11 protein-coding genes are annotated in these 12,140 nt (G+C 72.7%); 8 read left to right on the forward strand and 3 right to left on the reverse strand.

Annotated features, from left to right (window positions below):
• The first annotated feature begins 12 nt into the window (after positions 1 to 12).
• Genes AC1DZA_RS16125 through AC1DZA_RS16135 form a run of 3 tightly spaced genes read left to right on the forward strand, consistent with a single transcriptional unit; the run spans position 13 to position 3,868 of the window.
• Entirely contained in the window at positions 13 to 1,377 is a 1,365-nt protein-coding gene (locus tag AC1DZA_RS16125; protein ID WP_476773513.1) for a flavin monoamine oxidase family protein, read from the forward strand.
• Positions 1,374 to 2,303 (forward strand): universal stress protein, encoded by a 930-nt coding sequence (locus AC1DZA_RS16130; RefSeq protein WP_476773514.1) that lies wholly within the window; start codon positions 1,374 to 1,376, stop codon positions 2,301 to 2,303. The genes AC1DZA_RS16125 and AC1DZA_RS16130 overlap by 4 nt, the downstream gene beginning before the upstream one ends.
• An 11-nt stretch (positions 2,304 to 2,314) precedes the next feature.
• Positions 2,315 to 3,868 carry an APC family permease gene (locus AC1DZA_RS16135; protein ID WP_476773515.1) on the forward strand — a complete coding sequence of 518 codons (1,554 nt, stop codon included), beginning with the start codon at positions 2,315 to 2,317 and terminating at the stop codon, positions 3,866 to 3,868.
• An 18-nt stretch (positions 3,869 to 3,886) separates the two neighbouring features.
• Here AC1DZA_RS16135 and AC1DZA_RS16140 read toward each other — a convergent pair whose 3' ends face one another.
• Complete coding sequence (locus AC1DZA_RS16140; protein ID WP_476773516.1) at positions 3,887 to 5,539, reverse strand: amidohydrolase; 1,653 nt, start codon at positions 5,537 to 5,539, stop codon at positions 3,887 to 3,889.
• Positions 5,536 to 6,858 carry an MFS transporter gene (locus AC1DZA_RS16145; protein ID WP_476773517.1) on the reverse strand — a complete coding sequence of 441 codons (1,323 nt, stop codon included), beginning with the start codon at positions 6,856 to 6,858 and terminating at the stop codon, positions 5,536 to 5,538. The genes AC1DZA_RS16140 and AC1DZA_RS16145 overlap by 4 nt, the downstream gene beginning before the upstream one ends.
• A 136-nt stretch (positions 6,859 to 6,994) precedes the next feature.
• Here AC1DZA_RS16145 and AC1DZA_RS16150 point away from each other — a divergent pair, with 136 nt between their 5' ends.
• From AC1DZA_RS16150 to AC1DZA_RS16170, 5 genes are all read left to right on the forward strand, one after another.
• A complete protein-coding gene (locus AC1DZA_RS16150) occupies positions 6,995 to 7,609 on the forward strand; it encodes a TetR/AcrR family transcriptional regulator (protein ID WP_476773518.1) in 615 nt (204 codons plus the stop codon).
• Between the two features lie 96 nt (positions 7,610 to 7,705).
• The gene (locus AC1DZA_RS16155) at positions 7,706 to 8,353 is read left to right on the forward strand and encodes a DUF937 domain-containing protein (RefSeq protein ID WP_476760986.1); all 648 of its coding nucleotides are present in this window, start codon (positions 7,706 to 7,708) and stop codon (positions 8,351 to 8,353) included.
• 51 nt (positions 8,354 to 8,404) lie between these two features.
• Entirely contained in the window at positions 8,405 to 8,851 is a 447-nt protein-coding gene (locus AC1DZA_RS16160) for an FAS1-like dehydratase domain-containing protein (RefSeq protein WP_309974584.1), read from the forward strand.
• Positions 8,851 to 9,279, forward strand: coding sequence for a MaoC family dehydratase (locus tag AC1DZA_RS16165; protein ID WP_476773519.1), 429 nt, complete (start codon positions 8,851 to 8,853; stop codon positions 9,277 to 9,279). The genes AC1DZA_RS16160 and AC1DZA_RS16165 overlap by 1 nt, the downstream gene beginning before the upstream one ends.
• A 1-nt stretch (position 9,280) precedes the next feature.
• Positions 9,281 to 10,474, forward strand: coding sequence for a UDP-N-acetylmuramate dehydrogenase (locus AC1DZA_RS16170; protein WP_476773520.1), 1,194 nt, complete (start codon positions 9,281 to 9,283; stop codon positions 10,472 to 10,474).
• A 7-nt stretch (positions 10,475 to 10,481) separates the two neighbouring features.
• Here the strand turns inward: AC1DZA_RS16170 and AC1DZA_RS16175 are convergent, their stop codons facing one another.
• Positions 10,482 to 12,077 carry a phosphatase PAP2 family protein gene (locus AC1DZA_RS16175; protein ID WP_476773521.1) on the reverse strand — a complete coding sequence of 532 codons (1,596 nt, stop codon included), beginning with the start codon at positions 12,075 to 12,077 and terminating at the stop codon, positions 10,482 to 10,484.
• Positions 12,078 to 12,140: the final 63 nt, after the last annotated feature.

Consider the following 12,140-nt stretch of genomic DNA (forward strand, 5'->3'; position numbering starts at 1 on the left):
CAGACAGGAACCATGGAACGCATCGACTGCGACGTCGTCATCGTGGGCGCCGGGGCATCCGGCCTCACCGCCGCCACCCGACTGAAGGAGGCCGGCCGCACGGTCGTCGTCCTCGAGGCGCGCGACCGTGCGGGCGGGCGGCTCTGGACCGACGACATCGACGGCGCGATGCTCGAGATCGGCGGCCAGTGGGTCTCGCCCGACCAGGACGCGCTCATCGAGACCCTCGACGACCTCGGCCTCGAGACGTACCCGCGCTACCGCGAGGGCGTGAACATCTACATCGGCCCCGACGGCGAGCAGAAGCGGTTCGAGGGCGAGATCTTCCCGGTGCCGCCGGCGACCGAGCAGGAGATCCTCACCCTCATCGAGAAGCTCGACGCGCTCGTCGCCGAGATCGACCCCGACCGTCCGTGGGAGCACCCGCAGGCGAAGGACCTGGACGAGATCTCGTTCTCGCGCTGGCTCGAGACGCAGACCGACGACCTCGAGGCGCGCGAGAACATCGGCATGTTCATCGCCGGCGCCATGCTCACCAAGCCAGCGCACGCGTTCTCGGCGTTGCAGGCACTGCTCATGGCGGCCTCCGCGGGCTCGTTCTCGAACCTCGTCGACGCCGACTTCATCCTCGACCGGCGCGTCGTCGGCGGCCTGCAGCAGGTGCCACTGCTGCTCGCGGAGCGGCTCGGCGGTGCCGTGCGCCTCGGGCAGGCGGTGCGCACGCTGCGCTGGCACCCGGAAGCTCCCGAGCGGGGCGTCGTGGCCGTGACCGACGACCTCGAGGTGCACGCCAAGCACGTCGTGCTGGCCGTGCCGCCCATCCTCATCAGCCGCATCTCGTACGAGCCGCCGCTGCCCCGCCGGCAGCAGCAGCTGCACCAGCACCTCTCGATGGGCTTCGTCATCAAGGTGCACGCCGTCTACGAGACGCCGTTCTGGCGGGAGCAGGGTCTCTCGGGCACCGCCTTCAGCCCGTACGAGCTCGTGCACGAGGCCTACGACAACACGAACCATGAGGACCCCCGCGGCACCCTGGTCGGCTTCGTCGCCGACGAGGAGGCCGACGGCGTCTTCTCGCTGAGCGCCGAGGAGCGCAAGGCGCGCATCCTCGAGTCGCTGTCGCACTACTACGGCGAGCGGGCCAAGCACCCGGTCGTCTACTACGAGAGCGACTGGGGCTCCGAGGAGTGGACGCGCGGCGCGTACGCCGCGAGCTTCGACATGGGCGGCCTCGCGCGCTACGGCGCCGACCTGCGCACGCCGGTGGGCCCCATCCACTTCTCGTGCTCCGACATGGCGGGCAAGGGCTACCAGCACGTCGACGGCGCCATCCGCGTCGGCCGGGAGGTCGCAGCCGAGATCCTCGCCGCGTCGTGACTGCGGTGACGGATGCTGCGACGGGCGGCACCGCGGATGCCGCTGCCCGGCGCATCGTCGTCGGCTACACCGCGAACGACTCGGGCGCCGACGCGCTCGCCCTCGCGACCCGGCTCGCCCGCGCGAGCGAAGCGCTGCTCGACATCGTGATGGTGCTGCCCAGCGAGGCGCGTTCGAGCACCGTGCCGACCGATCCCGGATACGAGCGGTACCTCAAGGAGCAGTCGCGGGAGTGGCTCGCCGAGGCATCCGAGTCGCTCGATGACGACGAGGATGACGACGTCGCCCAGCTGCTGCACATCCGCTACGCCGAGTCGTTCGCCGAGGGCCTCATCGCCGCGGCGCACGAGTTCGGCGCGAACCTCATCGTCGTGGGCGCCGCCCGGGGCGGGCTGTTCGGCCGGTCGCGCATCGGCTCGGTCGCGAACGAGCTGCTGCACTCGTCCGATGTGCCGGTGGCCCTGGCGCCGTCGGGCTCCCGCGAGATCCCCGTGCCGGTCGGCGTGACCCGGGTGACGGCGGCGATCGGCACGCGGCCCGGCGCCGACGCGCTGCTCGAGGCATCCGTCGCCCTCGCGACCGCCGTGCACGCGCCGCTGCGGCTCGTGTCGCTCGTCTCCGTCGACCTGCCGGCGGGCATGGACGAGGGCCTCGCCGAGCTCACGAGCACCGTGCACGCCGACGAGGTGCTCGCCGCGGCTCGTCGCGAGCTGCCGCGCACGCTCGACGCCACGGCGAGCGCGACCACCGCCGCCACCGTCGAGGAGGCGGTTCGGTCCCTCGACTGGCACGACGGCGAGATCGTGCTCGTCGCGTCGAGCCGCCTCGCGCGGCCCCACCACCTGTTCCTCGGATCGACCGCGGCGAAGATGCTGCGCGAACTGCCGGTGCCCATGATCGTGGTCCCGCGCACGACCACCTCCTGAGAGAGATCGCCATGACGCACCACGCCCAACCGCCCGCCGCACCCCTCACGGAGGCGACCGCCGCCGTCGACGGCTCCACGCAGGGCATCTCGAAGAAGGGCCTGTCGGCCGGGTCAGTCGGCCTCATCGGCGCGATCGTGATCGGCATCTCGTGCATTGCCCCGGCCTACACCCTCACCGCGGCCCTCGGCCCGACGGTGTCGGAGGTCGGCGTGCAGGTGCCGGCGATCATCCTCGTCGGGTTCATCCCGATGCTGCTCGTGGCCTTCGGCTACCGGGAGCTCAACACGCGGATGCCCGACTCGGGGACCTCGTTCACGTGGGCGACGCGTGCGTTCGGCCCGTGGATCGGCTGGATGGCCGGCTGGGGCCTCGTGGCGGCGACGATCCTCGTGCTCTCGAACCTCGCGGGCATCGCCGTCGACTTCCTCTTCCTGCTCATCTCGCAGGTCGCGGGCAATCCCGAGATCGCCGACCTCGCGACGAACCCGTTCATCAACGTCGGGGTGTGCCTGCTGTTCGTGCTCGGTGCCACGTGGGTGTCGTACCGGGACATGCAGACGACGCAGAAGCTGCAGTACTGGCTCGTCGGCTTCCAGGTCGTCGTGCTCGTGCTGTTCGCCGTCGCCGCGCTCATCGAGGTCGCGAACGGGAACGCCTTCGACGCCACGGCCATCGACCTCAGCTGGTTCAACCCGTTCGCGGTCGAGTCGTTCTCGTCGTTCGCGGCGGGCCTCTCGCTCTCGATCTTCATCTTCTGGGGCTGGGACGTCACGCTCACGATGAACGAGGAGACGCGCGGCTCGCACAAGACCCCGGGCCGCGCGGCGACCATCACCGTCGTCACGATCGTCGTGCTCTACCTGCTCATCGCGGTGGCGCTCATCGCCTACGCGGGCGTCGGCACCGGCGAGTACGGGCTGGGCAACCCCGACATCCAGGACAACGTCTTCTTCCACCTCGCCGGGCCGATCCTCGGCCCGCTCGCCGTGCTCGTCTCGCTCGCCGTGCTCACCAGCTCGGCGTCGAGCCTGCAGTCGACGTTCGTGTCGCCCGCGCGCACGCTGCTCGCGATGGGCCACTACGGCGCGCTGCCCGAGAAGTTCGCGTCGGTGAGCCCGCGGTTCTTCACCCCGGGCTACGCGACGATCGTCTCGGCCGTGGTGGCCGCGGCCTTCTACGCGGTCATGCGCTTCCTCAGCGAGGACGTGCTGTGGGACACGATCACGGCGCTCGGCATGATGATCTGCTTCTACTACGGCATCACGGCGTTCGCGTGCGTGTGGTTCTTCCGCAGGGTGTGGTGGCGGTCGGTGCGGAACGTCTGCTTCACGCTGCTGTTCCCGCTCATCGGCGGCGTCATCCTCGCGACCCTCTTCTTCACGACGCTCATCGACAGCATGAACCCCGACTACGGCAGCGGCTCGAACGTGTTCGGCGTGGGCCTCGTGTTCGTGCTGGGCATGGTCGTGCTGCTCTCGGGCGTCGCGGTCATGCTCTGGCAGGCGTGGAAGCGGCCCGCCTTCTTCCGCGGCGAGGTGCTCTCCCGGGCGTCCGCCGACTGACGCCCGGCCGAGCAGGCTTCAGGCGACGGATGCCTCGGGCTCGGCCTCGACCGCGCCGGCTGCCTCGTACACCGGCTGCCCCGCCACCACCGTTCGCACGACGCGCGCCTCGAGCAGCACGTCGGCGCCCTCGGTGAACGGGTCGCGGTCGACCACCGCGAAGTCCGCCGCGAGGCCGACCGCGATGCGCCCGCGCTCGTGCTCCTCGAGGCAGCTCGCCGCGGCGTCGCGCGTGGCATGGGCGATGGCCTCCTCGAGCGGCAGCGCGTACTCGGGGTGGTTCGCCGGGAACGACCCGTCGAGCGCGGACCGGCGCGTGGTGGCGATGTAGAGGTTGGGCAGGGCCTCGTGCGGCGCGGTCGGGGCATCCGTCGAGAAGGCCAGGAGCGCGCCCGCGTCGCGGAACTCCGTCCAGGCGAACCCGCGGTCGGCCCGCTCGTCGCCCAGCATCGCGGCCCAGTTCGACCAGATCGCCGGGTCGGCGTGCACCGGCTGCATCGACGCGGTGACCCCGAGCGCGGCCATGCGGGCCGCCGTCTCGGGGGCGGCGTACTCGAGGTGCTCGATCCGGTGGCGTCGCGGCCGCTCGCCGTTCACGGCGTTGGCGTGCTCGAGGGCGTCGAGCGCGACGTCGCTGGCCAGGTCGCCGATGGCGTGGAGCGCGATCTGCAGGCCGGCGGCGTCGGCGGCGGCCACGACGGGCTTCAGCGCCTCGAGCGGCCAGATGGGCTCGGCGTTCGAGCCGTCGGCGTACGGATGCCGCATCGCGGCCGTGCACGCGTCGATCACGCCGTCGAGCACGAGCTTGATGCCCACCACCCTGAGTCGCGGGCGGTGCTCGCCGGCGAGCTCGACCGCGCGGGCGACCTGTGCGAGGTTCTCGGCCTCGTCGCCGGTGTTGGCGATGAACCAGTGCGCGAGCACCCGGATGGGCAGGGTGCCGCCGCGACGCGCGGCCGCGCGGCCGAACGCGGCGAGGCCGAGCTCGTCGAACGCCATGTCGACCACGCCCGTGACGCCCGTCGCGAGGTAGGCGGCGATGGTGCGCTCGACGGCCGCGTCGCGGTCGGCGTCGGTGGCGACGTCGGCGAGCAGGGTCCATACGTGCTGCTGCGCCGCCGTCTCGAACAGCATGCCGTCGGGCTCGCCCGCTGCGTCTCGTCCGATGCGTCCGCCGATGGGGTCGGGAGTGTCCCGGTCGATGCCGAGCTCGCGCAGCGCGGCCGTGTTCACCCACACCGAGTGGTAGTCGTTCGCGTCGAGGTACACGGGCACGTCGTCGATGACGGCGTCGAGCATCGCGGCGGTCGGCGTGCCGCCCGGCACGGAGTCGAAGAGCCAGCCGCGACCGAGGAGCCGCGGCGCGGAGGGGTCCACGGCGCGGGCGGCGCGCAGCCGCTCCTGGATCTCGGCGAGGGTGCGTGCGTCGGTGAGGCCGACCTTGCCGAGCGCCTCGCCCATCATGACGAGGTGCGTGTGCGCGTCGATGAAGCCGGGGAGCACGACGCGGCCGCCGAGGTCGACCGTCGCGGCATCCGGCCCGCCTGCGGCGCGTGCCCCGTCGTCGGAGCCGACGTACGCGAGGCGTCCGCCGTCGACGACCATCGCCTCGGCCCAGGCCGGCTCGTCGGCGGTGAAGATGCGGCCGTTCAGGTGGATGGTGCGGCTCATGCGGAGACCTCCTCGGTCGTGGTGGTGGTAGCGGATGCGGGGGCGGCGTCAGGCCCGGCGGCGGCCCCCGCGTCTGCCGCCGCCGCTTCCTCGGTGCGCTGCAGGCGGCTGGAGATGCGGGCGACGAGGAAGGCGGGCACGGCCAGCACGAAGCTCGCGATGCCGAGCACCACGGTGAAGCCCTGGTAGCCGAACGCCTCGACGAGGGCGGCGCCGATCACGGGCGTGAGGCTCGACCCGACGAGGTAGACGGCGAGCAGCGGGCCCGACCAGCGGCCGTCGGCGTCGAGGCCGGCCGACGTGGCGACGAAGTACATGAACGCGATCGCGTAGACGGTGTTCCACACGATGAACACCACGATGAACGAGGTCGGGTCGGCCACGAAGCCCTCGACGATCTTCAGGATGCCGCCGGCCACGAGGAGGATCGCGAGCGGCACCGCGCGGCCGAGCCGGTCGCCGACGATCATGAGCAGCACCGCGCCGACGAGGCCGCCGGCGGTCGCGCCGCTGAGGGCGAGGCCGAGTCCCTCGGGCGTGAGCGCGGCCTGCTCGGCGCCCATGACGCCGGCCATCGCCCAGAGCGAGTCCTCGCTGGCGGCCCACAGCGCGAACGTGATCAGCAGCACGAAGCCCGCGATGGTCTCGATGCGGCGGGGCCGGCGAACGGCGGGTGCTCCGGATGCCGCGTGCGGGCCGGATGCGGCGTGCGGCGCGTCATCCGACGCCACCGTCGCCGCGACGTGGTCGACCGCGGGCGCCGCGGGCAGCCACGCCGACGTGAACAGCACGATGAGGGCGAACAGCGCGAGCGTGCCGAAGACGTTGATCGGCGCGAGCCCGACGAGCGGCACGACGGCGAGGATCACGGTGACGACCGCGCGGTTGGCGAGGCCGTTGATGCCCGCGACGCGGTCGGGGTTGAGGAACGCCGCGATGGCCGCGCCCGATGACGACACCGCGCCGCCGGCGCCGAGGCCGCCGATGAGCAGGCCGGCCACGACGACGCCCGGCGCCGGGAGGAGCGCGGCCGCGCCGAACCCGACCACGGAGAGGGCCAGGCCGACGCGGGCGACGAGCCGCCGACGGCGTCCGGCGGAGAGCTTCGCGGTCGCGAGTCCGGCGATCGCCGTGAGCAGCAGCGCGCCGGTCACGATCCAGCTGGCGGTGAGCACGTCGGCGCCGAGCGCCGACTGGAGGGCCGAGATCATGTACGGCGAGAGATTCACGCCGAGGTAGCCGGCGATGCCGATCCCGAAAGTGGCGACGGCGGTGGGCAGCCGCAGGGGCACGCGGACGGATGGGAGGGGGTGGGACACAGGGGACCTCCGGGGTGTCGGCACGGCGGTGTGCACGAGGCAAACGAATAGTGTTCGTTTATTATGCAGAGGTGAGGCCGATTCGGGAAGAGGCAATTTCCCGACCCGTAGGCTGACGTGGACGAAGGAGGCGCCGATGCCCAGGCCGAGGACCCCGCTGCTGTCGACCGAACGCATCGCGGATGCCGCCATGGAACTCGTCGACGAGGGTTCGCCCTTCGGCGTCAACGCCATCGCGCGGCGGCTCGGCGTCACGCCGTCGTCGCTCTACAACCACGTCAGCGGACGCGACGAGATCATCGAGCTCATGCGCGGCCGCCTCGGCGAGCAGTACATGCCCCTCGCCATCGACGGCACATGGGACGTCGTCGTCGAGGAGATGCTCCGCGCCGAGCGCCGCATGTACGCCGAGCATCCGTTCCTCATCCCGCTCATCGTGGGCAAGACCATCACCGACCCGACCGTCATCGCGAGCTACGACCTGCTCGCCCGCGCGCTGGCGGGCGCGGGATTCCCCGACGACGACGTGCTCGAGGTCGTCGCGATCCTCGACGCCTTCTCGATCGGCTTCGGCCTCGACCTCGCGTCGCCCGACGAGATCTGGCGGCCCGAGACGCCGACGACGACCCTCGGCCGGCTCGTCGGCTCCTCGCCGCGCGGAGCGCAGCGCAGCGATCGCGCGTTCGAGTCGGGACTCGAGATGCTGCTCGACGGACTGCGACTCCGCCTCGCCCGCACCGAGCTCGACTGAGCTCGCCGCTCCGGCCGCACGCCCTTCCGCCGCGGCATCCGCGGGGCTAGCGTGAATCGGGAGCGTCCGACGGCGGACGCAGGAACGGGGATCAGCATGGCGTCGCTCGACGAGATCAAGGCCGGCCTGCCGATCGGCGACATCGCCGCGAAGCTGGGCGTCGATGAGGCGACCGCGAGGAAGGCCGTCGACGATGCCCTTCCGGCCCTGCTCGCCGGCATGGGGGCGAACGCGACCGACCCGGCCGGTGCCGCCTCGCTCGAGAAGGCGGTGAAGTCGCACGATCCGGCCCTCGTCGAGGGCGGCGTGAACCTCGCCGACGTCGACGAGGACGACGGGAAGAAGATCGTGCACAACGTGTTCGGCACCAACACCGACCAGGTCGTGCGGGCGCTCGACGCCAAGGAGTCGAAGGGCGGCGGCACCGGCGACCTCATCGGCAAGCTGCTGCCGATCCTCGCGCCCATCGTGCTCGCATTCCTGGCGAAGCAGTTCTCGAAGAAGTCCGATTCGTCGGATGCCGCGGGCGAGTCGTCGGGCGGCGGTATCGGCGACGTGCTGGGCGGGCTGCTCGGTGGCGGCGGCTCCGGCGGCTCCGGGTCGGGCGCCGGCGGCGGCGGACTGGGCGACGTGCTCGGCGGACTCCTCGGTGGCGGCAGCGGATCGGGCGGCTCGGGCTCCGGCGGCTCGGGCGGCGGTCTCGGCGACCTGCTGGGCGGCCTCCTGGGCGGCGGCAAGCGCTGACGAACAACGGCGGCCGTCAGGCCCTCACGGACCCCCGCATAGACTGGCGGGGTGCCAGTGAACCCCGAGCTGCAGGGGCGGGTCTTCCCGTCCACCGAGCCCTATCTCGTCGGGCGTGAGAAGGTGCGCGAGTTCGCGCGCGCCGTCTTCGCGACCAATGCGATCAACCTCGACCCCGAGGCGGCGCGGGCCGCCGGCTACGACGACGTGGTCGCACCGCCCACGTTCGCCGTGGTCGTGCAGGAGCACACGCTCGCCCAGCTGCTCGCCGAGCCCGACGCGGGCATCGACTTCACGCGGGTCGTGCACGGCGACCAGCGATTCACGTCGACTCGTCCGATCGTGGCGGGCGACCTGCTCACGGCGACGCTCACGGTGTCGAGCGTGAAGACGCTCGGCCCGCACTCCATGGTCACGGCCGAGTCGTCGATCACGGATGCCACGGGCGCCCACGTCGTGACCGCGATCTCCACCCTCGTCGTGCGAGGGGACGAGTGATGGCCGCCGGTCCCGCCTTCGACGGCCTCTCCGTCGGCGACATCGTCGCCGAGCACTCGTTCGCCCTCACCCGCGACTCGCTGGTGCGCTACGCCGGCGCCTCGGGCGACTTCAACGCGATCCACTACCGCGACGACGTCGCTCGCGAGGTCGGGCTGCCCGGCGTGCTCGCGCACGGCATGCTCACGATGGGCTTCGCCGTGCAGCCGGTCGTCGACTGGGCCGGCGATCCCGGCCGTGTCGTCGACTACCAGGTGCGGTTCACCCGCCCCGTCGTCGTCGACCCGCAGCTCGGCGCCGTCGTCTCGGTCATCGCCAAGGTCGGGCAGCTCGACGCCGAGGCCGGCGTGGCCCGCATCGACCTCACGGTGAAGGTCGGCGACGAGACGGTGCTCGGCAAGGCGCAGGCGCGGGTCTCCCTCGGCTGACATGGCGCACGACATCCCGTTCTCCGAGCTCACCACGCTGCAGGTCGGCGGACCGGCCGCGAACCTCGTGACGGCCGCGACGCAGCGCGACCTCGTCGACCTCGCGGTCGAGGCGTGGTCGGAGCGCGAGCCGTGGCTGGTGCTCGGCGGCGGCTCCAACCTCCTCGTCGGCGACGAGGGTTTCGACGGCACCGTGATCCGGGTCGCCACGAAGGGCATCGAGGTGTTCGCGCGCGACGAGGACGCGGCATCCGTGCGCCTTCGCGTGCAGGCCGGGGAGACGTGGGACGACCTCGTCGCCTGGACGGTCGAGCAGGGTTTCTCGGGGTTCGAGGCGCTCTCGGGCATCCCGGGCTCGGTGGGGGCGGCGCCCGTGCAGAACATCGGCGCGTACGGCCAGGAGCTGGAGTCCACGCTCGTCGCGATCGAGTTCCTCGAGGAGGGCGCCGAGCGCCCGCACCGCATGACGGCGGCGGAGCTCGAGCTCGGCTACCGCACGTCGGTGCTGAAGCGCGGCCTGCGGGGCATCGTGGTCTCGGCCGAGTTCGACCTGCACGACACGGCCGCCGAGCGCGCGGTGCTCGGTGAGGCGCTCGGCCAGCCCATCGCCTACGCGCAGCTCGCCGACGCGCTGCACGTGAACCTCGGCGACCGTGTGCCGATCGCCCGGGTCCGCGAGACCGTGCTGGGCCTGCGCGCGTCGAAGGGCATGGTGCTCGACGCGGCCGACCCCGACTCGGTCAGCGCCGGCTCGTTCTTCACGAACCCCATCGTCACCGAGCGCGTCGCGCGCACCCTGCCGGGCGACGCGCCGCGGTGGTACCTCGAGGAGGAGGCGGCCGATGAGGTCACCCCGCTCGCGGGCGGCGTCGCCGAGGAGTCCCCGCTCGACCAGTTCCTCGCCCACCAGGCGTCGCTCGAGGCGGTGGGCACGATGACGGATGCCGCACCGGCCGAGCCGCTCGTGAAGCTCTCGGCCGCGTGGCTCATCGAGCGGTCGGGTATCCGTCGCGGGTTCGCGCTGCCCGGATCGCGCGCGGCCGTGTCGTCGAAGCACACGCTCGCCCTGACGAATCGCGGCGGCGCGTCGGCCGAGGAGGTCGCCCAGCTCGCCCGGTTCGTGCAGAGCCGGGTGCAGGCGGAGTTCGGCATCGTGCTGCACCCCGAGCCGGTGCTCGTCGGCCTCGAGCTCTGACCTCGCCTCAGGGCTGGGAGGCGCGATCGCCCGCAGGGCGGTAGACCTCGAGCGCCTCGGGGATGACCCGCACGGTCGTGAGGTAGCCGGGCGCGGCGTAGGCCGCGGCGGCCTCCGCGGGCGCCGCGATCGCGACCTCGCCGTCGTGGGCGAACCCGGGAGGCTGCCCCTCCCGCGGTCGCACGACCACGTCGAGCGACTCGGTCGGGTAGGCCTCGATGCGGCTGGGAAGCAGGCGCAGGCGACGGAACACGGCGCTCGTGCGACGACCGAACGCGAGCGAGGCGGCGGCGCCCACGCGCGACCCGGCGTGCAGGATCCGCACGTCGAGCACGCCTCCGTCCAGCCGGCGTCGTTGCAGCGGCGCGACCGTGCCGGGGTCGTTGTCGTCGACGCCGACGAACAACGTCCACACGCGTGCGCGCCGGCCGTTCACCACGACCGTCACGGGCGAGGCGTGCCGAAGCACCCGAACCGCCGCGATCATGGCGGCCGGCCACTTGCCCCATCGGTCCTGCAGCTGCTCGCGCACGGTCACGAAGTCGGGGTAGACGCCCACCGACGCCGTGTTCAGCACCGTCACCGGCTCCTCGTCGCCGAACCGGAGCTCGGCGACATCCGCTCGCACGCCTTCGCCGCGTTGCAGGGCGTCGACGGCCAGGTCGACGGATGCCGCCCCCGCGGCCCGCGCGAAGTGGTTGAAGGTGCCGCCGGGCACGACGAGCATGGGCAGTTCGGCGCCGACGGCCTCGTGGGCGACGGCCGAGACCGTGCCGTCGCCGCCGCACGCACCGAGGATGCGGGGCGGATGCCGCCGGGCGAGTGCCTCCCGGACGGCGTCGCGGGGCGACTCGCCGTCGGCGAGCTCGTGCACCTCGGCGGCGGGGAGGCGGTCGCGGATCACGCGCAGCGGGTCGGCGCGCACGACGCTCGTTCCCGACGAGCGATTCACGACGAGGAAGACGCCCTCGCCGTCGGGCGAGGCCGGCAGCTCGCAGTCCTCGCCGGTCGAGCCCTCGGGCTCGGGCCCATCCGGGCGAGGCGGTACCAGGAGCGCGCCGACCCCCGCGATGCCCACCCCGATGGCGAGGCCGCCCACCACGTCCGAGAGCCAGTGCGCCCCGGTGTGCAGCCGCGAGTAGCCGACGCCGAGCGCGACAGGGGCGATGGCCGCGCCGATCGCCGGTCGTTCGAGGGCGACGCCGGCCGCGAACGCCGCGGCGCTCGCCGAATGGCCCGACGGGAACGACGGCGTGGCCGGATGCTTCGGCAGGCGACGGCCGATGGGCACGTCGGCGAGCACCGGCCGGTCGCCGCCGAACACCTCCTTGGCGATGAGGTTCGTGAGGGCGCTGGCGCCGAGCAGCGAGAGCAGCCCGCGCACGGCGGCGCGCCGTCGGCCGGTGACGGCGAGCACGCCCGCGAGGGTCCACCACAGCACGCCCTTGTCGGCGAAGCTCGTGAGCTGCGTCCAGAAGCGGTCGACGTTCGGATGGGTGTGGCGCCGGTTCACGGCGCGGCCGGCCGCGGCATCCGCTCGCCTGACCCATTTCGGGAGGATGCGGGTGCGCTTGATCGCCACGCGGACGCTTGGAGCTGTCACGCCGCTCAGCGTAGGGCGAGGGGTCGCACGTGTCATGCCGTTGCGCGCCGGGGTGGAAGCCGG

Source organism: Agromyces sp. P2_B3 (genome assembly GCF_056404815.1).

Excerpts from the sequence above, each read along its gene's own strand:
- AC1DZA_RS16125 (WP_476773513.1), top strand. The coding sequence starts at position 13 with ATGGAACGCATCGACTGCGACGTCGTCATCGTGGGCGCCGGGGCATCC.
- AC1DZA_RS16135 (WP_476773515.1), top strand. The coding sequence starts at position 2,315 with ATGACGCACCACGCCCAACCGCCCGCCGCACCCCTCACGGAGGCGACC.
- AC1DZA_RS16140 (WP_476773516.1), bottom strand. The coding sequence starts at position 5,539 with ATGAGCCGCACCATCCACCTGAACGGCCGCATCTTCACCGCCGACGAG.
- AC1DZA_RS16150 (WP_476773518.1), top strand. The coding sequence starts at position 6,995 with ATGCCCAGGCCGAGGACCCCGCTGCTGTCGACCGAACGCATCGCGGAT.
- AC1DZA_RS16155 (WP_476760986.1), top strand. The coding sequence starts at position 7,706 with ATGGCGTCGCTCGACGAGATCAAGGCCGGCCTGCCGATCGGCGACATC.
- AC1DZA_RS16165 (WP_476773519.1), top strand. The coding sequence starts at position 8,851 with ATGGCCGCCGGTCCCGCCTTCGACGGCCTCTCCGTCGGCGACATCGTC.
- AC1DZA_RS16170 (WP_476773520.1), top strand. The coding sequence starts at position 9,281 with ATGGCGCACGACATCCCGTTCTCCGAGCTCACCACGCTGCAGGTCGGC.